We start from the raw sequence: 26,730 nt of genomic DNA on the forward strand, positions 1-26,730 counted from the left end.
CTCCTGTTTGCAGGCCGATGAGATTGTTCACCAGCGCGGCGACAGCTTCTGTACTCAGTTTGCCGAACTGCTCCCTTTGCATCGTTTCAATGGCCCGAAACGGCGACTGTTTGCGACGGTATAACCGTTCTGAAGTCATGGCATGGTAGACATCAGCGACGGCAACGATCTGGCTGTAAGGGTGAATTCTTTCTGCTTTTACTCCGAGCGGGTAGCCGCTGCCGTCATTTCGTTCATGATGCTGCAACACGGCAAGTTTTGCCCCATAGTTTAGCGCAGGGATTTTTTGCACCATGCGGTAGCTGAAGACAGGGTGCTGCTTTACTTCATTGAACTCGGCTTCAGTGAGCGCTGACGGATTTGTCAAAATTCTCCTACTTACTTTCGCCATGCCACAGTCTGCTAGCACACCGGCAAGGGCGATTTGGTGGCATTCCCCTTCGCTGTATCCAAGCTGCATGGCCAAAAAGCCCGCGAGCAGCCCGACGCTGACGGCATGATGGTGCAAATATTCGTCCTTTGTTGCGTAATGATGCAACATAAGCAACTCCCGTTTTTGGCCCGCCATTCGTTCAAAAAGCGAAATGATGACCCCTCTGATTTCGCCGATATCAACCGGCAAACCGGCTTGCCACGATTGAAACCATGTTTTGTATCGTTGGACCGCCTCTAAGTAGAAGGACATCGGCTGTTTGGCAGCCGCCGTTGATGCGGAATCGACGTTGGGAAATGGTTCACCGTTAGCAAGCAATGGTTCAACGTCCACTTCCTCAACGAGGAATTTTTCAAGTACGAGTAGCAACGGTTTCGTGATCACAGTGTTTTTCGGTATAATTGGACGTTTCGTCTTGCCGAGCACATCTTCAGCGAGCACGCATCCTTCGCGAAGCTGGGAGCGTTTCACACGGACCATCGATTCGTGCCCCCTTTGTCTTTTTTTCATCTGTATTTCTATCGTAACATGATTTTGGCCGTGATGGCAGGCTTTTGAAACAGAAAAACGACGCCCCGCGCCTATAGGCGAAGCGCCGTTTCCGTTAGGCTGAATGATCTTCTTCTTTATTCCTCGTCCCTTTCTTCCTCAGGCACTTTCGCCACCGTAGCGACGCACTCATGCCCATCTTCGCCAGAGAGGCGAATGAGCTTAACGCCTTGGGCGATTCTTCCCGTCCGAGAAATATCGCTGACGGCAATGCGAATGAGCACGCCACCGGTCGTGATCACCATGATGTCTTCATTGCCGACGACGGTTGTCACCGCAACGACAGGACCGTTTTTATTCGTGACGTTGCACGTTTTCAATCCTTTGCCCCCGCGGCTTTGCACGCGGTATTCCGAGGCCGGAGTGCGCTTGCCGAACCCTTTTTTCGTGACGACAAGCACATCATGATGGTCTTCTAAAATTTCCATGCCAACGACTTCATCCCCGTCATCAAGCGTGATCGCTTTGACTCCAGTCGCGCTTCGGCCCATCGCCCGCACGTCGGTTTCCGGAAAACGGATGAGCATGCCGTTTTTCGTACCGATGATCAAATGCTTTTTGCCATCCGTCAGCCGGACAGAAATCAGTTCATCCCCTTCGCGCAAATGGATGGCAATAAGCCCGTTGTTGCGAATATGGGCGAACGCTGAAAGCGGGGAACGTTTGGCAATTCCTTGCTTTGTCGCAAACACGAGGTAGCGTTCATCGCTAAACTCGCTTTCAATCGGAATCATGGCGTTGATCCACTCATCTTTATCGAGCTCAAGCAAGTTGATGATCGGCAGCCCTTTGGCTGTGCGGCCGAATTCCGGGATCTCGTAGCCTTTTGCCTGATACACTTTCCCTTTATTCGTGAAAAACAGCACGGTGTCATGAGTCGACGTAATGAGCAAATGTTCGACAAAATCGTCCTCCGCCGTATGCATGCCTTGCACGCCCCGTCCGCCGCGTTTTTGGCTCCGGTACGTCGATAAAGGCAAGCGCTTGATGTAGCCTTTATGAGTAAGCGTGATGACGACATGCTCTTGTGGAATTAAATCCTCGTCATCGAACTGCTCAACGGCTCCTGAAACGATTTCCGTGCGCCGCTCATCGTTGAACCGCTCCTTAATTTCGCTCAGTTCATCGCGAATGATTTGCAATACTTTCTCTTCGTCGGCCAATACGCCTCTCAGTTCTGCGATCAGACGGACAAGGTCTTGGTATTCTTGTTCGATTTTTTCCCGCTCAAGGCCGGTTAACCGTTGCAGGCGCATATCCAAAATCGCCTGCGCTTGCCGTTCACTGAGTGAGAACCGCGCCATCAGCCCTTCGCGCGCCGCCTCCGTTGTCTGTGAGCGGCGGATGAGGTCGATCACTTCATCCAAATGGTCAAGGGCGATGCGCAACCCTTCCAGAATGTGAGCACGCGCCTCGGCTTTTTTCAGCTCAAACGCCGTCCGCCGGCGGATGACGGTTTTTTGATGGTTTAAATAATGCTCCAAACACTCTTTTAAGTTCAGCACTTTCGGCTCGCCGTTTACCAAAGCAAGCATGTTGATGCCAAAACTCGTTTGCAATGCCGTATGTTTGTACAAATTGTTCAACACAACCTTCGCGTTGGCATCGCGCCGCACTTCGATCACGATGCGCATGCCGCTCCGATCGGACTCGTCGCGCAAGTCGGTGATGCCGTCAATTTTTTTGTCGCGCACAAGTTCGGCGATCCGCTCGATCAGTTTCGCCTTGTTTACTTGGTAAGGGAGCTCAGTCACAATGATCGTTTCCTTGCCGTTTGGCTGCTGCTCGATTTCGGCCTTGGCGCGCAATGTAATGGAGCCGCGACCCGTTTCGTACGCCTTGCGGATGCCGCTGCGGCCGATAATTTGTCCAGCGGTTGGAAAGTCAGGTCCTGGGATGTATTCCATCAAATCGGCAACCGTCATCTCCGGATTTTGGCTTAATGCCAACAAGGCATCAATCACTTCGCCAAGCTGGTGCGGCGGAATGTTCGTCGCCATTCCGACAGCGATGCCGGATGAACCGTTGACAAGCAAATTAGGAAACCGGGACGGCAGCACGACCGGTTCTTTTTCCGAACCGTCATAGTTGTCTTGATAGTCGATCGTGTCTTTGTTGATATCGCGCAAAAGCTCCATGGCGATTTTCGACATGCGCGCTTCCGTGTAGCGCATCGCTGCTGCCGCGTCGCCATCAATCGATCCGAAGTTGCCATGTCCGTCGACAAGCATGTAGCGGTAGTTGAAATCTTGCGCCATGCGCACCATCGTGTCATACACGGCGGCATCGCCATGCGGATGATATTTCCCGATCACTTCGCCGACGATGCGAGCCGACTTTTTATACGGTTTATCGGCAGTCATGCCGAGGTCGTGCATGGCATATAAAATGCGGCGATGCACCGGCTTCAGCCCGTCGCGCACGTCCGGCAGGGCGCGCGAAACGATGACGCTCATCGCATAGTCAAGAAACGAAGAACGCATTTCCTGGCTGATGTTCACTTCGCGGATGCGCGGTTGTTCGTGTTCTGCCATTCGTTCAAACCTCCCTTTGAAACCTCCTCCAGTCCGGACCGCCCGGCCAGGCGGACGCGGACGGACGGCGGGCGCCGCTTCGCTCGCGCGCCGGGTGTCCCCGTCGGCAAGGCGAAGCGAGGAGGGCGACTGATTCCCTCTTTTTTTAGCCTAAATGTCCAAGTTTTTCACATAACGGGCATTTTCTTCGATGAACTGGCGGCGCGGCTCAACTTTATCGCCCATTAAAATTTCAAACGTTTCATCTGCGTCAATGGCGTCTTGCAAGCTCACTTGCAGCAACGTTCTCGTTTCCGGATTCATCGTCGTTTCCCAAAGCTGCTCCGGATTCATTTCGCCCAATCCTTTATAGCGTTGAATCGTCGGTTTTGGCTGATCCGGCAGCTCGGCAAGGATTTTCTCAAGCTGGCGGTCGTTGTAAGCGTAACGCACCTGTTTTCCCTGCTCGATTTTATACAGGGGCGGCTGAGCGATATAAATGTAGCCGTGTTCAATCAATTCCCGCATATAACGGTAAAAAAATGTTAAAAGAAGCGTACGAATATGGGCCCCGTCAACATCGGCGTCGGTCATGATGATGACCTTATGGTAACGCGCCTTTGAGATGTCAAACTCTTCGCCAATGCCCGTGCCAAGGGCAGTAATAATCGCCCGCACCTCATTGTTCGACAAAATTTTGTCCAAGCGCGCTTTTTCCACGTTAAGGATTTTCCCGCGCAGCGGCAAAATCGCTTGGAAATGGCGGTCGCGCCCTTGTTTCGCGGAGCCGCCGGCCGAATCCCCCTCAACGACGTACAGCTCGCTGATCGACGGGTCTCTTGACGAACAATCAGCCAGTTTGCCCGGCAAATTGGAAATGTCAAGCGCACTTTTGCGCCGCGTCAGTTCGCGCGCTTTTTTCGCTGCCAGCCGCGCCCGCGCCGCCATCATGCCTTTTTCGACGATTTTTCGGGCAATCGTCGGATTTTCAAGCAAAAACATTTCAAATTGTTCGGAAAAGACAGCGTCGGTCACCGTGCGCGCATCGCTGTTGCCGAGCTTTGTTTTGGTCTGCCCTTCAAACTGCGGCGATGGATGCTTGATCGACACGATGGCCGTCAGCCCTTCGCGCACATCTTCGCCAGTCAAATTCGCGTCGTTTTCTTTAAAAATTTGCTGCTTGCGAGCGTAATCATTGATAATGCGCGTCAGCGCCATTTTAAAGCCAGATTCATGTGTGCCGCCTTCATGCGTATGAATGTTGTTGACAAACGAATAAATATTGCTCGTATAGCCGTCGTTGTACTGCAAAGCGATTTCTACGGCAATGCCGTCACGCTCGCCAGCGATATAAATTGGCTCTTCGTGCAGCACTTCCCGTGTTCGGTTCAAATGACGGACGTATGAACGAATGCCGCCTTCGTAAATATATTCGTTTTTTCGGCTGTCAACTCGTTCGTCCGTCAGCGTAATTTTTAAGCCGCGATTTAGAAAAGCGAGCTCACGCAACCGAGTGGCCAACGTTTCATAGTCAAATTCGGTCGTCTCAGTGAAAATTTCCGGGTCCGGCTTAAAACGGGTCGTTGTTCCGGTCCGGTCTGTCTCGCCGATGACTTGCAAGTCGGTGGACGGTTCTCCGCGCTCGTACCGCTGGTAATGGATTTTTCCATCCCGATAGACGTACACTTCGAGCCATTCCGATAAGGCGTTGACGACCGAAGCGCCAACGCCGTGCAAGCCGCCGGACACTTTATAGCCCCCTCCGCCAAATTTCCCGCCGGCATGAAGGACGGTCATAATGACTTCGACGGCGGGACGTCCGGTCGCCTCGTGAATGTCAACCGGAATGCCACGTCCGTTGTCGGCGACGGTGATGCTGTTGTCTTTGCCGATCGTCACATCGATGTTTGTGCAATAGCCCGCCAACGCCTCGTCGATGCTGTTGTCGACGATTTCCCAAACGAGATGGTGCAGTCCTTTCGACCCTGTGGAGCCGATGTACATCCCCGGGCGCTTGCGAACCGCTTCAAGGCCTTCAAGCACTTGGATTTTGCTTGCATCGTACGTCTGCTCAACCCGTTGTTCCATTGTCATGCCTGATCACCTACGCTTTCTTTGCAAACGTTCAACGGTCTCGCGGTTAAGAAGGAGCGGTTATCGAACCAGAATGGACTCGATAAATGGCCGCTTCTTGAATGATATCGTGTTTAATGCCGTCAATGCTTGTTGTTGTGACGAAAGTTTGCACTTTTTTCCGGATGGCATCAAGGAGGTGGGTTTGCCGAAAGTCATCAAGTTCTGACAACACATCATCCAGCAATAAAATGGGGTAATCGCCTAACTCGGAAAAGATGAGCTCAAGTTCTGCCAGCTTGACCGCTAGCGCGGTTGTACGTTGTTGCCCCTGGGAACCGAAAGTTTGCACGTTTTTTCCATTCACGAAAAACGCGATGTCATCGCGATGCGGGCCGACCAACGTTGTTCCCCGCTGAACTTCCCGTTCCCTCATGGCGGCGAACGTTTCACTGTATGCTTCTACTATTCTCGACAATTCCGCCTTTTCTGATACGTCGACTGACGGTTCGTATCGGATGCAAAGGCGTTCGGCGCCGCGGCTGATTTCATAGTGGATTGGCATCGCCCATTGCTCAAGCAGCGACAAAAACTGGCGGCGCCGCAACGTAATTTTGGCCGCCAACAATACAAGCTGCTCAGTTAACACATCAAGAACCGCCTCATCGCTTTGCTTGTGCGCCTGCATCATTTTTAAGTAATGATTGCGCTGCTGCAGCAGCTTTTGGTATTGGCTCAAATCATGTATATACACAGGCGACACTTGCCCAATTTCCATATCGACAAATCGGCGCCGTACTTGTGGACTTCCCTTGACTAGATTCAAATCTTCGGGAGCAAACATGACGACATTCAAATGGCCGACATATTGGCTGAGCCGCTGCTGTTCAATATGGTTACATCTTGCTCTTTTTCCTTTTTTGGAGATAAGTAACTCAAGCGTTAACGACCCGCTTCGTTTTTCCGCTCTTCCCTCTATTTTAGCATACTCTTCATTCCAACGGATAAGGTCTTTATCGTTGGACGTGCGGTGCGACTTCGCCATAGCCAAAACATAAATGGCCTCCATCATGTTCGTCTTTCCTTGGGCATTTTCTCCTAAGATGACATTCACGCCCTCGCCGAAATTCAACGTTTCATAATCGTAATTCCGGTAATTCGTCAACGTTAAGTTGGTCAAAAACACCGAACCTTCACCTACTCCACTTTCACGACGACGAACGTGCCAAACGGTTCAATGTCGATCCGGTCGCCGTCTCTCAGCTTTCGCCCGCGCCGGTTTTCCCGTTCTCCATTGACAAGCACGTGATGTTCCTGCAAAAACCATTTGGCCGCACCGCCCGTATCAATCAATCGCACAAGTTTTAAAAGCTGTCCCAGCGTAATCGTTTCCGTTGTAATCGTCACCCGTTGTTCCATCTGTGTCATCGCTCGCTTTCCTTCAAACTGCCTATTCTTTTATTTTACCGGAAAATCCGCCCATTCGCAAAGAAAGCCGATGGGAAGAGTCAGTCAAGACTTTGTGGAGAACATTTTTTCGGTTCACTACGGGTGTTGTCAATCACTAGTTAGCGAACCATTTTCAGGAATTGATATCGTAAGCGCTTTCGGACTCTCATCCCTCATCTTGAGTTTTGCATGACATTTGCTTTTTTCTACCGCGCTTCGCTTGGTGGCCCCGACGAGTGTCGCGAACAAAAGTTCGCAACCCTCGTCGGGGATCATTTCGGAATGTCACCCACAAATATTTTACTCACACCGATGGGAAGGATAGGCATAGATGTTGCCCGCCTTCTCATCGGACTTGAGAAAAAGCAGCGTTGTCGGGCGGCTTTTGCCCTTGAAGCTGAATCGTTTTCGCCAATAGGAGGGCGCTGGATCAATATGTTCTCACCGGCAAAATGAGCTGAAGCATCGAGTCGGTGTGAAGCGGACGCAACAGGAACGGCCGCATGGCCCCAGTGAAGCTGATTTGAATGTCTGTTCCATCAAGCGCCCGCAACGCGTCCATCATATATTTCGCGCTGAACGAAATGTTCAACTCTTCCCCTTCAAGAGACTCCGTTTGCAGCTGCTCCGTCACTTTCCCGATCTCCGGAGAAATCGAAGAAATTTCGAGCATTCCTCCAGGAAGCGTCGTCAGTTTCACAACGTTGTTCCTTCCTTCTCGAGCAAGCAAGGACGCTCGGTCGATTGCCTGCAAAAACTCTTTTGCATTGACGATCATGGTCGTTTTGCTTTCTGTTGGAATCAAACGGGCCGTCTCCGGATAGTTGCCGTCAAGCAGCCGGGAAAAGAAGAGAAGGTGCTCGGCCTTAAATAGCACTTGATTGGTTGTCATGACGATGTCCACCGGGTGGTTGCCGTCATCCAAAATTTTGCTGAGCTCATGAAGACTTTTTCCAGGGATGACGACGTTGTATGATACTTCATTCTCCGACTCAATTTTCACTTTGCGCATGGCTAAGCGATGACTGTCGGTCGCTGTGCAGACAAGCTCGCCATGTTCAACTTTCCAGTTGACACCTGTCAAGATTGGGCGCGTTTCCGATGTAGAAACGGCGAACACCGTTTGCCGAATCACGGTTTTCAATAAATCAGCCGGGATTTGAAACACGTTTTCTTCTTCAATTTGCGGCAGGCGCGGATATTCGTCGGCGTTTAGCCCATTGAGGCGGAATTCTGAGTGCCCCGAGCGGATGATCGTCAAAAAGTTGTCTTCCGTTTCGATTTCCACCGTTTGTTGCGGCAGTTTTTTCACGATTTCAGAGAAAAAGCGCGCCTGCAGTACGATGCTCCCCGGTCTTTTCACATCAACGAGCAACTTGCCTTCTTTTTCAAGCGGAATAAACGATTCAATTGAAATGTCGGAATCGCTTCCGGTCAGTGTGACTCCCGAGGCAGTTGCTGTTAGTTTGATTCCGGTCAAAATCGGGATCGTCGTTCTTGTCGATACGGCTTTCATCACATCTTGGACGCTCTTGGCTAATGCTTCGCGGTCAATGGAAATGTTCACGTTGCTGTTCCTCCTCATTTCTTTAGATCGTCGGAAATAAATTATAAAAATATAAAAATAAAAGCCGTAGTACTAGTCGTATGGCTTGTTAGTATGTGGATAAATAAAAAAAGCGAAGCAAGCACAGCCTGTCCACATGTGGATAAGCTGTGCATGAAACCGCTACAGTTGTTCACAGTTGTTTCAGCTTTTCTTGAATCTCTTGTATATGCCTTTGCAGCTGCGTGTCAGTTTGCAAAAGTTTTGATATTTTTTCATGGGCGTGGATGACGGTTGTATGATCGCGTCCCCCAAATTCGTCGCCGATTTTCGGCAACGAACAGTCGGTCAGTTCGCGGGAGAGATACATGGCAATTTGCCGAGGAAACGCAACCGATTTTGTTCGCTTTTTCGCTTTAAAATCTTCCATCTTGATGTTGAAATGCTGTCCAACAACGCGTTGAATGTCTTGAATCGTGATTACCTTCGGCTTTGCGCTTGGGATGATGTCTTTCAATGCCTCTGCTGCCAAGTCAGCGGTGATCTCTTTGTTGATGAGCGACGAATAAGCAACGACGCGAATGAGCGCCCCCTCAAGCTCGCGGATGTTCGAGTCAATTTGATTGGCAATATAAAGCATTACCTCGTTTGGAATGTCAAACCCCTCCGCCTTCGCCTTTTTGCGGAGGATAGCGATCCGTGTCTCTAGATCAGGCGGCGTAATGTCAGTGATGAGCCCCCACTCAAAGCGCGAACGCAAGCGGTCTTCAAGCGTTGGGATTTCTTTCGGCGGTCGATCGCTTGAGATGACGATTTGCTTGCTCTCCTCGTGCAGCGTATTAAACGTATGGAAAAATTCTTCTTGCGTTTGTTCTTTCCCGGCCAAAAACTGAATATCATCGATCAGTAGGACGTCAACGTTCCGGTACTTGTTGCGAAAGTCGTCAGGGCGGTTGTCTCGGATGGCGTTAATAAACTCATTCGTAAACTTCTCTGAAGATAAATAGACCACTTTCGCTGATGGGTTATGTTCAATCACGTAATGGCCGATCGCGTGCATTAAGTGTGTTTTCCCAAGTCCAACGCCGCCATAGATAAACAAGGGGTTGTATGCTTTGGCTGGAGCCTCAGCGACCGCCAATGAAGCGGCATGGGCGAAACGGTTGCCAGAGCCGATGACAAACGTATCGAACGTGTATTTCGGATTTAACATGCTTTGTGGGAAATCGTTTGTCTCTTCATACGGCTTCTGTTGCTTTTTCTTCGATGACTGGAACTCTAGTTCTTCATCATCCTGATTTGGCGGAATGATAAACTTGACAGCCAATTCTTCACCCGTGATGGTGTAGATCGTTTCTGCAATCAAATGAGAGTAGCGAGAATCAAGCCAATCTCTAGCAAACTCGTTCGGGGCTACGATGACGAGCGTGTCACCTCGTAAAGAGTGGGCTTTGGTTGACTTGAGCCAAGTTTCAAAGCTCGGCTTGCTGATTTTTTGTTCAATTTCCGCGAGCACACGATCCCATAAGTCATGGATATTTTCCACCCGTTGCCCCTCCCTTAAGTCAGAGGATGATCGTTTGTTTAAAAAAATAAGTTTGTGGAAAAAGCATATTAATGAAATAAAGAAGCTTTTCGACAAAATCCACCATCTGTGGGTAACATGATTAACGCGTTGTGAAAAAACTATCCACAATCTATCCACAAAATGTGGATAGATTCATCTTATCCACATGATTATCCATAGTGAAAACACAATAATAATAGCAAATAAAGCGGCTTGTTGCAACGAGATTTTTTGATTATCCACAAAATAGGCGGGGTGTGAAAAAATCATTATCCACACCATTGAATATGTGAAAAAAATGTCGATAAATGTTGTGGATTGTTGATAGGGAGAAAAAAATGATCCACAACGCTGATCAAAGTTGGAAAAACGAAGAGGCGGTTGACATTTGCTAAGATTGTTCAATATAATGAGAAAGACTGCCCGTAACTGTTATTCCCTAGGGAGGTGTCATAGATGAAACGGACGTATCAACCGAATAGACGGAAGCGAAGCAAAGTGCATGGATTCCGCGCGCGCATGAGCACGAGAAACGGCAGAAAAGTGTTGGCGCGCCGCCGCCGCAAAGGAAGAAAAGTTTTGTCTGCATAATAGGCCACTGAAGTTTCAGTGGTCTTTTTTCTCAATATTTTGCCGCCGGGAAATTAGGCGCAAATGGAGTGTTTGGGGAGAATGAAAAAAAAGTATCGGATCAAGAAAAGCGAAGAGTTCCAGGAAGTGTTTCAGAGGGGCGCTTCGACGGCCAACCGCCAGTTTGTCATCTACACGCTTGACCGCCCGGAGCAGCCTTATTTTCGCATCGGGCTGTCTGTCAGCAAAAAACTCGGCAAGGCTGTCGTCCGAAATCGAATCAAGCGCTACATCCGCCAATGCTTCCTCGAATTGAAGGAGGAGATTGCCCCTGGCAAAGACTATGTCGTGATTGCTAGACAGCCGGTGGCGGAGATGAATTATGCGGAAGTAAAAAAAAGTTTAATCCATGTGCTCCGGAAATCCGGAGGGCTGAAAAAAGGAGGCCAACCGCCGCATTCGGCTTGAAAAAATGCTCCACGCGGCAAAAAAAGATGGTAAAATACATACGTGAACTTGTATATGTGGGAGGAAAAAGAAGGTGAAAAGGCGAATCGGATTCATTATTTTGTTCGGTGCGTTAGCGGCTGTGCTGGCCGGATGCACGGAAATTCACAAACCGATTACCCCGGAAAGCAAGGGGTTTTGGAACGAGTATATCGTTTATCCGCTTTCTTGGCTGATCAAATATGTCGCCGGGCTGCTCGGCGGAAGCTTTGGATTGTCGATCATTGTCGTCACCATTTTGATCCGCTTATTGATTTTGCCGCTGATGATCCAACAGACGCGCAACGCGAAGGCGATGCAAGCGCTTCAGCCGGAAATGGAAGCGCTCCGCAAAAAATACAGCTCAAAAGACGCGCAAACTCAACAAAAGCTCCAGCAAGAGATGATGCTCTTATTCCAAAAGCACGGCGTCAACCCAATGGCCGGCTGCTTCCCGATTTTGATTCAGATGCCGATTTTAATTGGATTTTACCATGCCATCATGCGGACGAGAGAAATTGCCCAACATAATTTTTTATGGTTTGACCTTGGCGAAAAAGACCCATACTACATTTTGCCGGTCATTGCCGGCGTGACGACGTTCATTCAGCAGAAAATCATGATGGCCGGCTCCGCTCAGCAAAACCCGCAAATGGCAATGATGCTTTGGATGATGCCGATTATGATCGTCATTTTCGCGATCAACTTCCCAGCTGCTTTGTCACTTTACTGGGTCGTCGGAAATATTTTCTCCATTGTGCAAACGTATCTCATTAAAGGGCCGGAGATTGCCGCCCATTCAGGAGGAGCGAAAAAGTGAAAGAAGTGACCGCGACTGCCCGGACAGTTGAAGAGGCGGTGCAGTTGGCGCTCGCGCAGCTTGGCGTGCCGCAAGAGCGTGTGGTTATTGTTGTGCTCGATGAAGGGAAAAGAGGTTGGTTTGGCTTGTTTGGCGGCCGCCCGGCGGTTGTGAAAGCCGTGCTGAAAATCGACCCGGTTGAGGAGACGGTTCGCTTTTTGCAGCAAGTCATCGCGCAAATGGGGGCGGAAGGGGCAAGCATCGAAGCCGTCCGCCGCGGCAAGCGGGTGACGCTTCATGTGCGCGGGGGGCCGGTCGGTCTATTGATCGGCAAGCACGGGCAAACGTTAAACGCTCTTCAGTTTTTGGCGCAGCTCGTCGCCAACCGCCATGCTGATGAATACGTGTCGATTGCCGTCGATGTCGAAAATTACCGCGAACGAAGGGAAAAGGCGCTGATCGAACTGGCGCACAAGCTGGCCGCCCGGGCGGTGAAGACAGGAGAAGAAGTAAGGTTGGAGCCGTTGCCGGCGCATGAACGGAAGATCATCCATGCAGCGCTGGCTGACAACAAGCACGTCTTGACCTATTCCGTTGGCGTTGATCCGCACCGTTCGATTGTCGTCGCTCCGAAAACAGGCAAAATGTCGCCGAAAAAAGAGGCGCCTCGCTAAACGGTAGAGAGGCAGCCTCTTTTTTTATAGTATTGGCGATGGAAATGGGGGAAACGCTCCAGCAAGAGCTTCTTCAAATGGGAAAACAGGGAAGAAACAGTCTTTTTTGCCTATCCGTCCAGATGATTGTGAAGCAATCCACTAACTTTTTTTGACGGCCGCCGCTCCTATTTTTCAACAACAGCGTTGAGCGCGCCGTATTGTTATTCACATGTGGATAAGTTAAAATTGAACTAAGTGAATATGCACAAGGAAAAAAGCGGCCAAAACGGGCTGTGGATATAGAGAAAGCGGAGCAAAGAGAGGTGAACAGCTTTGACGGAATTTGATACGATCGCCGCCATTTCGACGCCAATGGGCGAAGGGGCGATTGCCATCGTTCGGTTGAGCGGAGATCAAGCGGTTGAGATTGCGGACCGGCTTTTTCGGAGCCCGAGCGGAAAGCGGCTCGAAGACGTTCCATCACACACGATCCACTACGGGCATATCATCGATCCGAAAAGCGGACGGGTCGTTGAAGAAGTAATGGTATCAGTTATGCGCGCACCGAAGACGTTTACGCGCGAGGACGTGGTCGAGATCAACTGCCATGGCGGGTTTGTTTCCGTCAATCGGGTGCTGCAGCTCGTGCTGGCAAACGGGGCGCGGCTCGCCGAGCCGGGGGAGTTTACGAAGCGGGCGTTTTTAAATGGGCGCATCGATTTATCTCAAGCTGAGGCAGTCATCGACCTAATCCGCGCCAAAACCGACCGAGCGATGAACGTCGCCCTGCAGCAAATGGAAGGGCGCCTGTCAAAATTGATTCGCGAGTTGCGGCAGACGATTTTGGAGACGCTGGCACATGTTGAAGTCAATATTGACTATCCGGAATACGATGATGTCGAAGAAATGACGCCGCGCCTTTTGCGGGAAAAGGCGGAATATGTGCGCGGGCAAATTGAAAAGCTGCTGTCGACCGCCGCGCAAGGAAAAATATTGCGCGAAGGGCTGGCAACGGTCATCATCGGGCGGCCGAACGTCGGCAAATCGTCGCTTTTGAATGCGCTCGCCCATGAAAATCGGGCGATCGTCACCGATATTCCGGGGACGACGCGCGACGTCATCGAGGAATATGTCAACGTCCGTGGTGTACCGCTTCGTTTGATCGATACGGCTGGCATCCGCGAAACCGAAGATGTCGTCGAACGGATCGGCGTCGAGCGCTCGCAGCAAATGTTGAAGCGGGCCGACTTAATTTTGCTCGTTTTGAATTATCATGAACCGCTGACGGAAGAGGACGAGCGGCTGTTTGCCATGATCGAGGGAATGGACGCCATCGTCATTGTGAATAAAACCGATTTGCCCCGGCGGATCGATATGGAGCGGGTTAAGGAACTGGCGGCCGGCCGGCCGGTCGTGGCGACATCTCTGTTGCATGAACAAGGAATTGATGAACTGGAAAAAGCGATTGCTGACCTGTTTTTTGGAGGTGAGCTGGAGGCCGGCGATTTGACGTACGTTTCCAACTCTCGCCATATCGCCTTGCTCGAGCAGGCGAAAACAGCGATTGAAGAAGCGCTTTCCGGCATTGACGCCGGCATGCCGGTTGATCTCGTCCAAATTGATTTGCGCCGGGCATGGGAGTTGCTTGGCGAAATCATTGGTGATACGGTCCATGAAAGCTTGATTGATCAGCTGTTTGCTCAGTTTTGTTTAGGAAAATAAGCGAGGAGGAAATGCCATATGGATTACCATGGAGGAACGTATGACGTCATTGTCGTTGGCGCCGGCCATGCTGGCTGCGAAGCGGCATTAGCTTCGGCGCGCATCGGAGCGAAGACGCTTGTTATTACGCTTAACCTGGATATGATCGCGTTCATGCCGTGCAACCCGTCGATCGGCGGCCCGGCGAAAGGAATCGTCGTGCGCGAAATCGACGCTCTCGGCGGGGAAATGGCAAAAAACATTGACAAAACATACATTCAAATGAGGATGCTAAACACCGGCAAAGGGCCAGCCGTCCGCGCGCTGCGGGCGCAAGCCGATAAAGTGCTGTACCAGCGGGAAATGAAAAAAACACTCGAAAATCAAGAAAATTTGACGCTTCTGCAAGGAAAAGTCGAGCGGCTGATCGTCGAAGACGGCGTTTGCAAAGGTGTCATCACTCACACGGGCGCGCATTATTACGCCAAGGCGGTCGTCATTACGACCGGGACGTTTTTGCGCGGGGAAATCATCATCGGAGACATTAAATATTCGAGCGGCCCGAACAACCAGCAACCGTCGATTAAGCTGTCCGAGCATTTAGAAGAGCTTGGGTTTAAGCTTGTTCGCTTCAAAACGGGCACACCGCCGCGCGTCAACAGCCGGACGATCGATTACAGCAAAACGGAAATCCAGCCGGGCGACGAGGAGCCGCGGGCGTTTTCGTACGAGACGACAAAATACATCACGGATCAGCTGCCGTGCTGGCTGACGTACACGACGGAGGAAACACACCGCATCATCGATGAAAACTTGCACTTGTCGCCGATGTACTCAGGCATGATCAAAGGAACCGGGCCGCGCTATTGCCCATCGATCGAGGATAAAGTCGTCCGGTTTCACGATAAGCCGCGCCATCAAATTTTCCTCGAGCCGGAAGGGCGGGAAACGGAAGAAGTGTACGTGCAAGGGTTGTCAACAAGTTTGCCGGAACATATCCAGCGCAAGCTGCTCGAGACGATCCCGGGACTTGAGAAGGCGCAGCTCATGCGGGCTGGCTATGCGATCGAGTATGATGCCATCGTGCCGACGCAGCTATGGCCGACCCTCGAGACGAAGCTTGTGAAAAACTTGTATACCGCAGGACAAATCAACGGCACGTCCGGCTATGAAGAAGCGGCAGGCCAAGGCATTATGGCCGGCATTAACGCCGCCCACCGGGCGCTCGGCCGCGAAGAAATCATTTTAAGCCGTTCGGATGCCTATATCGGCGTTTTAATCGACGACTTGGTGACGAAAGGGACGAATGAGCCGTACCGCCTGCTGACGTCGCGTGCCGAGTACCGGCTTTTGCTTCGCCATGACAACGCCGATTTGCGCCTGACCGAGCTCGGCTATCGGATCGGTCTCATTTCCGAAGAGCGGTATCAAAAATTTTTGGCGAAAAAAGAGGCGATCGAACGGGAGAAAAAGCGGTTGCAAACGGTGATCATCAAACCGACGCCAAACGTGCAGGAAGTCATCCGTGAAGCGGGTGGAAGCGAGCTGAAAGACGGCATTCGCGCCGCCGATTTGCTCCGACGCCCGGAGATGACGTACGAGCACATCCGAAAACTGGCGCCGGCTGACGAGGAGATCGCTCCGGAAGTGGCTGAGCAAGTCGAAATTCAAATCAAGTACGAGGGCTACATCCAAAAATCGCTGCAGGAAGTCGAACGGCTCAAAAAAATGGAAAACAAAAAAATCCCGGAAGATATCGATTACGACGCCATCCAAGGGCTGGCAACCGAGGCGCGGCAAAAGCTCAAACAAGTGCGCCCGCTTTCGATCGCCCAGGCGTCGCGCATTTCCGGCGTCAATCCGGCCGATATTTCGATATTATTAGTGTATTTGGAACAAGGAAGAATCGCGCGCGTGTCGAATGAATAAACAATGAGGGAAAGGATTGGCTTATGGAGGCGACACAATTTCAAACCATGCTCGAAGAGAGGGGAATTCTCCTCTCTTCCCGGGCGCTTGGGCAGTTTGAGCGCTATTACGAACTGCTCGTTGAGTGGAACGAGAAAATGAATTTGACCGCTATTACGGACAAGCCCGGCGTCTATGTGAAGCACTTTTTTGACTCGGTATCCCCGGCTTTTTACTACGACTTTTCAGCGCCGCTTGCGCTTTGCGACGTCGGATCCGGGGCGGGATTTCCGAGCCTTCCGCTCAAAATTTGTTTTCCGCATTTGCGCGTTTCCATCGTTGATTCGCTGCAAAAACGCATCCGTTTTTTAGAGCATCTGATCACCGAGCTCGGGCTTGCGGACGTGGCGCTTTATCACGAACGCGCTGAGACGTTCGCCCGTCAAAAAGGGATGCGCGAATCATTTGACGTCGTCACGGCCAGAGCGGTGGCGCGCATGCCAGTGCTTGTCGAACTTTGCCTTCCGCTCGTGAAAATGGGCGGGACATTCATTGCGATGAAAGCTGCTTCGGCGCCCGAGGAGCTGAAAGAGGGAAACAAGGCGATTTCTGTGCTTGGTGGAGAAGTGACGGCGACGGAAACGTTCACGTTGCCGTTTGACGAAGGCGAACGAACGATCATTTTCATTCAAAAAATGAGAAAAACGCCGAACCAATACCCGCGCAAACCGGGAATGCCGAACAAACAACCGATTCAGTAGCGTCTTTGCGGGCGGGGGAGGGCTTTGCCGGCTGAAAGAGAGAAACTATATAGATGCAACGAAAAAGTTTACCATATCCTTTGATGGAAAAGTCGCTTGTTCATTTTTCGACTGTCGAAGGCAAGCCACAGGCTTGCCTCCGTCACGCCTTGGCGTGACGGAAGACCGAACAACATCGCTTCACAGACCCATACATGGGTCTGAAAGCGATGTTGTTCGGTCGCCCGACAGTCAATCAAATGCCAATGCTCGGTAAACGCTACAGTTAAAGCTTCAAATTGCATCTATATAGCTGTTTTGCTCCCTGCCTTCGTCCCGCGCCAAAAAACCGACCGTAAGGCGGCGTATGCCGGGCGAGACAGAGACATTTTGGCCAAGTATGTCCAAAGGTGGTGTAGGGGGATGAAGCATCCATTTTCGCGCTTGTTCAGCTTTGGAGAAAAAGAACAGGAAGAAATGGAGGAAAAGCAAGAGCGGGAGGAAGTTCGCCACATTCCGGTCAAAAGCATTATTCCGAACCGCTTTCAGCCGCGCACGATGTTTGATGAAGAGAAGATCGACGAGTTGGCGCTGACGATCCGCACGCACGGCATCATCCAGCCGATCGTCGTCCGCGAATGCGAGAACGGACGGTTTGAAATCATCGCCGGCGAGCGGAGATGGAGAGCGGTGCAAAAGCTTGGCTGGACGGAAATCCCCGCGATCATCAAAAACTTAAATGACAAAGAAACCGCCTCCGTCGCCCTCATTGAAAACTTACAGCGCGAAGAGTTGACGCCGATTGAAGAGGCGATGGCGTACGCCAAATTGATCGAGCTCCATGATTTGACGCAAGAAGCGCTCGCTCAGCGGCTCGGCAAAGGACAGTCGACGATCGCCAATAAGCTGCGTCTGCTGAAACTCCCGCAAGAGGTGCAAGAAGCGCTCTTGCAACGGGCGATTACGGAACGTCATGCGCGCGCGTTGATTGCCTTGAAAGATAAAGAAAAACAGCTGAAACTGCTGCAAGAAATCATCGACAAACAGTTGAATGTCAAGCAGACGGAAGATCGGGTGTTAAAGCTGCTCGAGGCGGGGGAACGGAAGCCAAAACCGAAGCGAAAGGCGTTCAGCCGCGATATGCGCATCGCTGTCAACACGATCCGCCAGTCGCTTTCCATGGTCGAAAATAGCGGGGTGTCCGTCCAATCTGAAGAAGAAGAATTTGATGACTACTATCAAATTACGATTCGAATCGCGAAAAAATAATGAAAAACTGTAGATGAGCAAATTCGCTAACATAAATTGACAATCAAACAAAAAAGGAGACATGAACCGGACTCCTTGGTTAGAATAGATGTGCTACCAACTACCCACAAGGAGGTTCATGTCCCATGAATAGATTAGCACATCACCAAGGAATCTACAAGTTTTTCTTCACTTTGGGGTTGACGCTGCAACTTTCCAAACCGGTCTTGAAGCATCTCGTTCACATTGTCGATGCCTTGACCACCAAGGGATTTTCGGGAACGTTGACCGATGTCCATCACTGTTATGACGCCGCGAAGCAAGATATTCCCATTGATGTGATCAAAAAACAGCTCCATGTGGCCTAAGGGGTATCCTGTTTGTCTCTTAGAACATGGAAATTATTGTAATTAAAAATGCTCATCTACAGTGAAAAAGTCACCTTTTGCCTCATCAAGCACAGCTGATGGGGTTTTTTCTTTCAGAAAACAAAGTCATTTTCCTGTTTTCGTGCTAAAATAAAATGGATTGAGGAAGAGATAGAGGTAGGTGGCATCGTGGGAAAAGTCATTGCTATTGCAAACCAAAAAGGCGGAGTTGGAAAAACGACGACGGCGGTCAATTTATCGGCCTGCTTGGCGCATCTTGGAAAAAAAGTGTTGCTTGTTGACGCCGATCCGCAAGGCAATGCGACGAGCGGCATCGGCATTGAGCGAGGCGATGTCGACGAATGTATTTACAATGTCATCATTGGCGACATGAAAGCAAAAGATGTCATTCGACCGACGGACATCGAAAATTTATACGTCATTCCAGCGACGATCCAGCTCGCCGGCGCAGAAATTGAGCTCGTCTCGGTCATTTCCCGCGAAATCCGGCTGAGAAACGCGATCGAGCCGCTGAAAGACAAATACGACTTCATTATTATCGACTGTCCTCCTTCGCTCGGCTTGCTGACGCTCAACGCGCTGACAGCGGCCAATTCTGTGCTCATCCCTGTCCAATGCGAATATTATGCGTTAGAAGGGCTCAGCCAGCTGCTGAACACGATCCGGCTTGTGCAGCGGCACTTAAACTATGATTTGCGCCTCGAAGGCGTTCTGTTGACGATGCTTGATGCAAGGACGAATTTAGGCTTGCAGGTCATTCAAGAAGTCAAAAAGTATTTCCGTGAAAAGGTGTACCAGACGATCATCCCGCGAAACGTGCGGCTGAGCGAGGCGCCAAGCCATGGCAAGCCGATCATTTTGTACGATGTGAAATCGCGGGGGGCGGAAGTGTATTTGGAACTGGCGAAGGAGGTGCTTGAACGTGGCTAAAGGTCTCGGCAAAGGCATCAGTGCGCTGTTTGACAACCTTTCTCTCAATGAACTGAATGGGAAAGAGGAAACGGTGCGGGAAGTAAGCATTCACGACCTTCATCCCAACCCGTACCAGCCGCGGAAAACGTTTCAGCCTGAGGCGATTGAGGAGTTGAAGCAATCGATTTTGCAGCACGGCATTTTGCAGCCGCTCATCGTCCGCCGTGTACCGAACGGATTTGAAATCGTCGTTGGCGAACGGCGCTACCGGGCGGCCAAGGAGGCGAATTTGCCGTCAGTGCCGGTCGTGGTGCGCGAGTTGACTGATGAGCAAATGATGGAATTCGCCCTTCTTGAAAACTTGCAGCGCGAGGATTTGAACCCGATCGAGGAAGCGATGGCGTACAAAATGTTGATGGACAAGCTGCACTTAACCCAAGAGGAAGTCGCGAGCCGCGTTGGGAAGAGCCGTCCGCACATCGCCAATCATTTGCGTTTGTTGTCCCTCCCTCTAGATGTGCAAAAGCTGCTTATGGACGGCACACTTTCGATGGGACATGGCCGTGCGCTTTTAGGTCTGAAACAAAAAAGCAAAATGAAACCGATCGTGGAACGGACGATTCGCGAAGGGTTGAACGTCCGCCAGCTTGAAAAACTGATCCAACAAGCGAACGAAAATGTTTCACGTGAAACATCAAAGCGGAAAACGCCGGAAAAAAGCGTGTTTATTCGGGAAAGCGAATCGTTGCTGCGCGAAAAATTCGGGACGAACGTCACGATTAAACAAACGAGGAAAAGAGGAAAAATTGAAATTGAGTTTTTTTCTCCGGAAGATTTAGAGCGAATATTAGAACTGCTCGATGTGCGGTTTGACGACTAAGTCGGCCCTTTGATCAAGGCCGGTTTATTTTTTGCTGGGAAGGATTGGACAGCATGGTTTTGTTAGGAACGATTGTAAACGGATTGAGCATTATCGTAGGGGCGTTGATCGGAAAGTGGTTCCATCGCATTCCTGAACAGGTGAAGGAGACGGTGATGGGGGGGATTGGACTGGCGGTGGCGCTGCTTGGCATACAAATGGGAATGAAAAGCGAACAGTTTCTCGTTGTTATTTTCAGCCTTGTTTTCGGCGGCATTCTCGGTGAGTGGTGGAACTGGGAAGAAAAGCTGAACCGGCTCGGTCAATGGCTCGAGGCGAAAGTGAGCGGAAACGGGCAAGGAAGCATCGCGAAAGGGTTTGTCAGCGCGACGCTGTTGTTTGTCATTGGAGCGATGGCCATCGTTGGAGCGCTTGACAGCGGGTTGCGCGGTGACCATAGCGTTCTGTATATGAAATCGATTTTAGACGGTTTCGCCAGCGTCATTTTGACGACGACGCTCGGCATCGGCGTCATCTTCTCCGCCTTGCCGGTCGTTGTTTATGAGGGGAGCATCGCGCTGTTGGCGACGCAAATCGACCGGTTTGTGCCGAAGGAAGTGTTGGATTCGTTCATTGCGGAGTCAACGGCGACCGGCGGCATCCTCATTATGGCCATTGGACTCAATATGCTCGGTTTAACGAATATTCGCGTGGCCAATTTGCTGCCGAGCATTCTCATTACGGCAGCCGCTGTTTTCTTTCTTTCACTCGTTTAATGACCGGTTGTTTTGGCCGGACAGAAAAGAAATCCCCTCTTTGAACAGCTGATCAAGAGGGGGATTTGCTGCCTACCATAATGAATGCCGGTCTGTTGGGAGCGGAGGGGCAGCGAGCCGCTCTTTTCGGAGGATGAACCGCTCTGCATCGTAAATGCCGTTGGCGATTGTTTTCGCCATATTCATGACAAGGTGAAGGCGTGTATTTTGCAGGACGAAAAACTCCATAAATCCGCTGACATTGACAACCCCGGTAATATGGGCGTCGCCGACGGGAAGGAGCTGTTTGTTGACCCCAGCTCCAGGGCGGACCGGTCCTTTGGCAATCGTGATGGCGCCGACGCTTTTCAGCCGCCCCAGGCAGGCATCGACCGCGATCATGAACGGATCGTGATGAATGAGTCGAATGGCTTCTACCTTTTCTTCCAAATTAACGGCATGGATTGGTTCTTCGAGTGTTCCGTACACGTGGAAGCGAGCCAACGGCTTCTCTTTGAGCATTGTGCCGACGAGCGGTCCAAGCGAATCGCCGGTCGAGCGGTCTGTGCCGATGCAAACGATAGCGACCGGCTGAACGAGCGGATCGGGGAGCAGTGAGGCGATCCGCCAAGCGATCGACGACACCGCCCCTTGCTCATTGTAAAACACGCGGTCCTTTTCCTCCTTGGACGAGAAAAATATCGATGGTATGCTCATTCACTTCACTCCTACTTTCGTTTCAAAAGTATTAACAGTATACGGAAAATAAAAGAATGATATACATTTCATGTTCGTTTTCTTGCCTTTTCTTCGTGATAATGGGAGATCGGGCTACAAATCAGCGGCCGGTCTTGTTAAAATAAAAGCGCAGAGCAAGAAAAAGATTGAGGTGTCGCCAACGTTGAACACGATGGAAAAAACGATGAGCCGATTGTTTGCATTTTTGATAGATGAGAAATTGTGGCTCCAGATCGGAAAAGGGACGCTGAAGATCGTTCTGATCCTACTTATATGCGCCATTGCAGTGAAAGTGTTGAAAATCGCCGTTCATAACATGTTCAAAGTGCGCGAGAAGGCGCCGATCCGCATTTCTGAACGGCGGGAGGCCACGCTCGTTCGGCTGCTCGACAACGTCATTACGTACGTACTATATTTTATTGCGCTCTTGATGATTTTAGATACGTTTGGCGTTCCCGTTAAAGCGCTGCTCGCCGGGGCTGGGGTCGTCGGGCTGGCCGTCGGTTTTGGCGCACAAAGCTTAGTGAAAGACATCATCACTGGATTTTTCATCATTTTTGAAGACCAGTTCGCGGTCGGCGATTATGTGCGCATCGGCAATTTTGAAGGGTATGTTGAAACAATTGGGCTTCGGGTGACGAAAATTAAAAGTTGGACCGGGGAAGTGCACATTTTGCCCAACGGCAGCATCACTCAAGTGACGAACTATTCACTGCACAACAGCCTCGCTGTCGTCGACGTCAGCATCTCCTATGAAGAAGACATTGAAGAGGCCGAGAAAGCCATCCGCGAGCTTCTTCCGCAGCTGCCGGCGAAGTATGAAGACATGGTCGCCCCGCCGGAATTGCTTGGCGTGCAAAATTTAGCCAGCTCAGAAGTCGTATTGCGCATCACGTGCGAAACGAAGCCGATGCGCCATCTGGCGGTCGCTCGGGCGATCCGCAAGGAAGTGAAGTTGCTGTTGGACGAACGGGGAATCGAAATCCCGTATCCGCGGCTTGTGCTGCATCGCCGCGACGGACAAGAGCAGCCGGAGGCAAAGCCGCAACGGGAGCAATCGTTGTCATAGGGAGGTGGATCGATGGAAGAGAAACAGTTCGGCCTATACGATATCGTCGAAATGAAAAAGCCGCACCCATGTGGAACGAATCGTTGGAAAGTGATCCGCTTGGGCGCTGACATCCGCATTAAATGCGAAGGGTGCGCCCATAGCGTTTTGTTGCCGCGCAAAGAGTTTATCCGCAAAATGAAAAAAGTGCTCATCAAGCATGAAGAATAAGCAAATGAAGCATGGCGGCGGGGTCATGCTCTTTTGTTGCAAAAGGGGGGGAGAAAATGACGGAAACGACGCATGTGACATCATGTCCGCTCAACTGCTGGGACGTATGCGGGCTGAAGGTGACGGTGAACGAGGGGAAAGTCGTACGGGTTGACGGCGACGAACACCATCCCATCACGAAAGGGAACATTTGCGGACGCGGGCGGATGTTGAAAGAGCGGGTAAACGCCAAAGAACGCCTTCTCTATCCGTTGAAAAAAGTAAACGGGCAGTTTGTTCGCATTTCTTGGGAAGAGGCGCTTGATGACATTGCCGGGAAAATGCGGAAGTTGAAAGAACAATTTGGGCCGACAGCGGTGCTTCACAGCCATGATTACGCCAACAACGGGCTGCTGAAAAACCTGGACCGCCGTTTTTTTCATTGTTATGGTGGGGCAACAGAGCTTATCGGCAGCCTTTGCTGGGGTGCGGGCATTGAGGCGCAGACATGGGATTTTGGCAACGCCTACAGCCATGCGCCAGAAGATATCGACAACAGCCGCCACATCGTCATTTGGGGGCGAAACGTCGCCCGCACGAACATGCATTTATTCGAGCGGTTGCTTGCCGCGAAAAAACGCGGGGCGACCATTGTGGTCATCGATCCGCTGTTTGGCCCGACGGCGCGCATCGCCGATCATTACGTATGCATCAAGCCGGGAATGGACGCTTTTTTGGCGATGGGCATTATGAAAGAACTGCTTCGACTCGGGTTGGAGGACCGGGCCTTTATCAAGCAACACACAATGGGGTTTGATGATGTCAAACAACTATTGCAGACAATGTCATTGAGGGAGATTGAGCGGCATACCGGTGTTAGCTGCGATCAAATGACGGAGCTGGCCCGGTTTTACGGGGACCGGCCGACCGCAACGTATCTTGGACTTGGCATGCAACGCTATGCGAACGGCGGCAATACAATCCGATGGATCGATGCCCTTGTCGCTGCCAGTGGCAACGTTGGCATTCCGGGTGGAGGGGCGAATTTTGGCAACTTGCAGGTGGGCGAGTGTTTTGATAAAGCCGCATTGACGCTCCCAGAGCGGAAAACGGCATCGCGCACATGGACGATGATGAAGCAGGGAGAAGAGATATTGCGGGCGAATGATCCACCGATCGGCATGGTGATCGTCACGTGCGGCAATCCGCTCGCTCAAGCGCCGAACACGAACTTGATGAAAAAAGCGTTCGCTTCCGTTGAAACGGTGGTTGTGTTTGAGCAGTTCATGACCGATACGGCTGCAATGGCTGATTATGTTTTGCCAGTAGCGGCTTCGTTTGAAGAGGAAGACGTCTATTGTTCATCGATGTACCATGCGTATTTGAACTACGGGCCGAAGCTTGTCGACCCGCCGGGTGAGGCGAAGCCGGATTTGTGGATTTGGACGGAGCTGGCAAAAAGGCTCGGGTTTGGGGAGGATTTTGCCTATACGCGTGAGCAGTTTCTTGCGATGGCGCTCCGGCCGTTGGAGCATCACGGCATTACGCTGAAGCGATTGAAAACAGAACACCGCGTCCTTTTGCCTGTCGAACCGGTGCCATGGCGCGACCGCCGGTTTCAAACGCCAAGCGGAAAATACGAATTTACGTCAACCATCGCCAAGCAAAAAGGGATGGACGGCCGGTTGCAAATCATGTATCCGGCCGAATCGGAGGAGTCCAATCCGGCACGAGCCGCCAAATATCCGTATCGGCTGTTGACGATCCATCCACTCCGTTCGAATCATTCGCAACATTATCCGCTCATCCCAGCGCTTCAGACAGTTCGCATTGAGGTAGCGGCTGATGTTGCTGCGGCAAAAGGTCTTGCCGATGGCGATCGGGCGCTTGTTTACAACGACCGTGGATCGCTCGTGGGAACGGTCAAGGTGCTTGATGGCGCCTACCCAGGCACGATCAACATTGACGAAGGACAATGGGGAGTGTTCGGCGGGCCGGTCAACGTCCTCACGTCCGATTTGGAGTCGGATAACGGCTGCGGCAGCACGCTGTATGACTGTTTGGTCAATATTGAAAAAGTCACGTCGGAAGCAAAGTAAGCGGTTCACAGTTGCTTCGGATCAGTAGAAAAAAAGATATTGTCGACGACAAAATGTGGTTTGAGGCTGTTGATCCGAAAAGATGATTTTGTCATCCAAGTGTTGGGAAAAGGGCGCAAACTTCCGCCTTTTTTGAAGCGATGGGAGAGGAAACATTCCCCGCTTGCGGCGCGCTTGTCATTTTCTGCGCCAGCCCATATAATGAGGAAAGATGTGAACGGGAAAGAGGAGTGGAACGAATGGGATTGACAGCAGGAATCGTCGGATTGCCGAACGTCGGCAAATCGACGCTGTTTAACGCCATTACAAAAGCAGGTGCTGAGTCAGCCAACTATCCGTTTTGCACCATTGAGCCGAACGTCGGTGTCGTCGAAGTGCCCGATGAGCGGCTCGATGTATTGACGGAAATGTTTCGGCCGAAGCGGACGGTGCCGACTGTTTTTGAATTTACCGATATCGCGGGCATCGTCAAAGGGGCGAGCAAAGGAGAGGGGCTTGGCAACAAGTTTTTGTCTCACATCCGCCAAGTCGATGCAATTTGCCAAGTCGTCCGCTGCTTCAGTGATGAAAACATCACCCACGTGGCGGGCAAAGTCGACCCGCTCGCCGATATCGAAACGATCAATTTGGAGCTCGTGTTGGCTGATTTAGAAACGATTGACAAACGAATCGAGCGGGTCGGCAAAATCGCCAAGCAAAAGGATCAAGAGGCGGCGTTTGAATACGACATTTTGCGGCGGTTGAAGGAGACGCTCGAAGCCGGCAAGCCGGCGCGCACACTCGAGTTCACTGATGAAGAGATGAAAGTCGTCAAGCAGCTGCATTTGTTGACGATAAAGCCGATGCTTTACGTCGCCAATGTCGGCGAGGAAGATGTCGCCGACCCTAGCAGCAATCCGTTTGTCAAGGACGTGCGCGAGTTTGCGAAGCGCGACAACGCTGAAGTCATTGTTGTCTGCGCTAAAATCGAAGAGGAAATCGCTGAGTTCAGCGATGAGGAAAAACGGCAATTTTTACAGGAGCTCGGCATCGAGCAGTCCGGCCTTGACCAGCTCATCCGCGCTGCTTACAGCTTGCTCGGATTGGCGACGTTTTTCACCGCCGGCGAGCAGGAGGTGCGGGCGTGGACGTTCCGCAAAGGGATGAAAGCGCCGCAATGCGCCGGCATCATTCATTCCGACTTTGAGCGAGGGTTTATTCGCGCGGAAACGGTGTCGTACGATGACCTTGTCGCGGCTGGATCGATGGCGGCGGCGCGCGAAGCCGGAAAAGTGCGCTTGGAGGGAAAAGACTACGAAGTGCAAGACGGCGACATTATGCATTTCCGGTTCAACGTGTAACCATTGGTTCGAGGGCAGGGCGGATGCAGCAGGCACGACGCGGAAGCCGTTTTTGGCTTGACCATACCGATGGAAGATGTTTGCGCCGACGGAATGCGGCAAACTGCCTTGCTTATCGTTGTCGGTCGTGGTATAATCAACA

Annotated in this window: 23 protein-coding genes and 1 pseudogene (1 of these 24 running past the window's edge); 16 read left to right on the top strand and 8 right to left on the bottom strand. The window is 51.3% G+C overall.

Features of this window, described 5'->3' with window-relative positions:
- The 7 genes from B9L19_RS00105 to dnaA all read right to left on the bottom strand — a co-directional run.
- Positions 1 to 913, bottom strand: the 5' portion of a protein-coding gene (locus B9L19_RS00105; protein WP_025949256.1) for an HD-GYP domain-containing protein. The gene continues 155 nt to the left of window position 1, outside the view; the window shows 913 of its 1,068 coding nt (coding positions 1-913); it begins with the start codon at positions 911 to 913; its stop codon lies beyond the left edge, outside the window.
- Between the two features lie 146 nt (positions 914 to 1,059).
- The gene (gene gyrA, locus B9L19_RS00110; protein ID WP_025949255.1) at positions 1,060 to 3,516 is read right to left on the bottom strand and encodes a DNA gyrase subunit A; all 2,457 of its coding nucleotides are present in this window, start codon (positions 3,514 to 3,516) and stop codon (positions 1,060 to 1,062) included.
- 150 nt (positions 3,517 to 3,666) lie between these two features.
- Entirely contained in the window at positions 3,667 to 5,589 is a 1,923-nt protein-coding gene (gene gyrB / locus B9L19_RS00115) for a DNA topoisomerase (ATP-hydrolyzing) subunit B (protein ID WP_025949254.1), read from the bottom strand.
- Positions 5,590 to 5,635: 46 nt separating this feature from the next.
- Positions 5,636 to 6,754 (bottom strand): DNA replication/repair protein RecF, encoded by a 1,119-nt coding sequence (gene recF / locus B9L19_RS00120; protein ID WP_047752448.1) that lies wholly within the window; start codon positions 6,752 to 6,754, stop codon positions 5,636 to 5,638.
- A gap of 11 nt (positions 6,755 to 6,765) precedes the next feature.
- On the bottom strand, positions 6,766 to 6,996 hold the full coding sequence (gene yaaA, locus B9L19_RS00125; RefSeq protein WP_081804120.1) for a S4 domain-containing protein YaaA: 231 nt from the start codon (positions 6,994 to 6,996) through the stop codon (positions 6,766 to 6,768).
- A gap of 451 nt (positions 6,997 to 7,447) precedes the next feature.
- Positions 7,448 to 8,584 carry a DNA polymerase III subunit beta gene (dnaN, locus tag B9L19_RS00135; protein WP_047752450.1) on the bottom strand — a complete coding sequence of 379 codons (1,137 nt, stop codon included), beginning with the start codon at positions 8,582 to 8,584 and terminating at the stop codon, positions 7,448 to 7,450.
- 172 nt (positions 8,585 to 8,756) lie between these two features.
- Positions 8,757 to 10,109: a chromosomal replication initiator protein DnaA gene (dnaA, locus tag B9L19_RS00140; RefSeq protein WP_047752451.1), complete on the bottom strand. Its 1,353-nt coding sequence runs from the start codon at positions 10,107 to 10,109 to the stop codon at positions 8,757 to 8,759.
- A gap of 477 nt (positions 10,110 to 10,586) precedes the next feature.
- On the opposite strand from dnaA, the gene rpmH reads away from it, so the two are divergent.
- The 12 genes and pseudogenes from rpmH (at position 10,587) to B9L19_RS00210 (ending at position 21,174) form a co-directional block, all read left to right on the top strand.
- A complete protein-coding gene (gene rpmH / locus B9L19_RS00145) occupies positions 10,587 to 10,721 on the top strand; it encodes a 50S ribosomal protein L34 (RefSeq protein WP_003253900.1) in 135 nt (44 codons plus the stop codon).
- An 81-nt stretch (positions 10,722 to 10,802) separates the two neighbouring features.
- Complete coding sequence (rnpA, locus tag B9L19_RS00150) at positions 10,803 to 11,168, top strand: ribonuclease P protein component (RefSeq protein ID WP_025949249.1); 366 nt, start codon at positions 10,803 to 10,805, stop codon at positions 11,166 to 11,168.
- Positions 11,169 to 11,241: 73 nt separating this feature from the next.
- Entirely contained in the window at positions 11,242 to 12,006 is a 765-nt protein-coding gene (gene spoIIIJ, locus B9L19_RS00155; RefSeq protein ID WP_025949248.1) for a YidC family membrane integrase SpoIIIJ, read from the top strand.
- Entirely contained in the window at positions 12,003 to 12,659 is a 657-nt protein-coding gene (gene jag / locus B9L19_RS00160) for an RNA-binding cell elongation regulator Jag/EloR (protein ID WP_025949247.1), read from the top strand. Before spoIIIJ ends, jag begins: the two co-directional genes overlap by 4 nt.
- 315 nt (positions 12,660 to 12,974) lie before the next feature.
- Entirely contained in the window at positions 12,975 to 14,363 is a 1,389-nt protein-coding gene (gene mnmE / locus B9L19_RS00170) for a tRNA uridine-5-carboxymethylaminomethyl(34) synthesis GTPase MnmE (RefSeq protein WP_025949246.1), read from the top strand.
- An 18-nt stretch (positions 14,364 to 14,381) separates the two neighbouring features.
- Positions 14,382 to 16,271 carry a tRNA uridine-5-carboxymethylaminomethyl(34) synthesis enzyme MnmG gene (mnmG, locus tag B9L19_RS00175; RefSeq protein ID WP_047752454.1) on the top strand — a complete coding sequence of 630 codons (1,890 nt, stop codon included), beginning with the start codon at positions 14,382 to 14,384 and terminating at the stop codon, positions 16,269 to 16,271.
- 23 nt (positions 16,272 to 16,294) lie between these two features.
- Entirely contained in the window at positions 16,295 to 17,011 is a 717-nt protein-coding gene (rsmG, locus tag B9L19_RS00180; RefSeq protein ID WP_047752455.1) for a 16S rRNA (guanine(527)-N(7))-methyltransferase RsmG, read from the top strand.
- Positions 17,012 to 17,413: 402 nt separating this feature from the next.
- Positions 17,414 to 18,259, top strand: a complete 846-nt coding sequence (gene noc / locus B9L19_RS00190) for a nucleoid occlusion protein (RefSeq protein WP_025949243.1) — start codon at positions 17,414 to 17,416, stop codon at positions 18,257 to 18,259.
- A 125-nt stretch (positions 18,260 to 18,384) separates the two neighbouring features.
- Positions 18,385 to 18,540: pseudogene (locus B9L19_RS00195) on the top strand (IS701 family transposase); the annotation flags it as partial.
- A gap of 255 nt (positions 18,541 to 18,795) precedes the next feature.
- The gene (locus B9L19_RS00200; RefSeq protein ID WP_011232953.1) at positions 18,796 to 19,557 is read left to right on the top strand and encodes a ParA family protein; all 762 of its coding nucleotides are present in this window, start codon (positions 18,796 to 18,798) and stop codon (positions 19,555 to 19,557) included.
- The gene (locus tag B9L19_RS00205; protein ID WP_025949242.1) at positions 19,550 to 20,419 is read left to right on the top strand and encodes a ParB/RepB/Spo0J family partition protein; all 870 of its coding nucleotides are present in this window, start codon (positions 19,550 to 19,552) and stop codon (positions 20,417 to 20,419) included. The genes B9L19_RS00200 and B9L19_RS00205 overlap by 8 nt, the downstream gene beginning before the upstream one ends.
- A 53-nt stretch (positions 20,420 to 20,472) precedes the next feature.
- A complete protein-coding gene (locus B9L19_RS00210) occupies positions 20,473 to 21,174 on the top strand; it encodes a DUF554 domain-containing protein (RefSeq protein ID WP_047752457.1) in 702 nt (233 codons plus the stop codon).
- Positions 21,175 to 21,246: 72 nt separating this feature from the next.
- On the opposite strand, the gene yyaC is transcribed toward B9L19_RS00210, so the two are convergent.
- Complete coding sequence (gene yyaC / locus B9L19_RS00215) at positions 21,247 to 21,870, bottom strand: spore protease YyaC (RefSeq protein WP_025949240.1); 624 nt, start codon at positions 21,868 to 21,870, stop codon at positions 21,247 to 21,249.
- Between the two features lie 184 nt (positions 21,871 to 22,054).
- Here yyaC and B9L19_RS00220 point away from each other — a divergent pair, with 184 nt between their 5' ends.
- The 4 genes from B9L19_RS00220 to ychF all read left to right on the top strand — a co-directional run bounded on the left by B9L19_RS00220 (position 22,055) and on the right by ychF (position 26,588).
- Positions 22,055 to 22,960: a mechanosensitive ion channel family protein gene (locus B9L19_RS00220; protein ID WP_025949239.1), complete on the top strand. Its 906-nt coding sequence runs from the start codon at positions 22,055 to 22,057 to the stop codon at positions 22,958 to 22,960.
- A gap of 12 nt (positions 22,961 to 22,972) precedes the next feature.
- Positions 22,973 to 23,170 (top strand): DUF951 domain-containing protein, encoded by a 198-nt coding sequence (locus tag B9L19_RS00225; RefSeq protein WP_089113806.1) that lies wholly within the window; start codon positions 22,973 to 22,975, stop codon positions 23,168 to 23,170.
- Between the two features lie 56 nt (positions 23,171 to 23,226).
- Positions 23,227 to 25,248 carry a molybdopterin-dependent oxidoreductase gene (locus tag B9L19_RS00230; RefSeq protein WP_089113807.1) on the top strand — a complete coding sequence of 674 codons (2,022 nt, stop codon included), beginning with the start codon at positions 23,227 to 23,229 and terminating at the stop codon, positions 25,246 to 25,248.
- Positions 25,249 to 25,487: 239 nt separating this feature from the next.
- On the top strand, positions 25,488 to 26,588 hold the full coding sequence (gene ychF / locus B9L19_RS00240) for a redox-regulated ATPase YchF (RefSeq protein WP_025949235.1): 1,101 nt from the start codon (positions 25,488 to 25,490) through the stop codon (positions 26,586 to 26,588).
- The last annotated feature ends 142 nt before the right edge of the window (positions 26,589 to 26,730 follow it).

It is taken from the genome of Geobacillus thermocatenulatus (genome assembly GCF_002217655.1).
Classification (GTDB): domain Bacteria; phylum Bacillota; class Bacilli; order Bacillales; family Anoxybacillaceae; genus Geobacillus; species Geobacillus thermocatenulatus.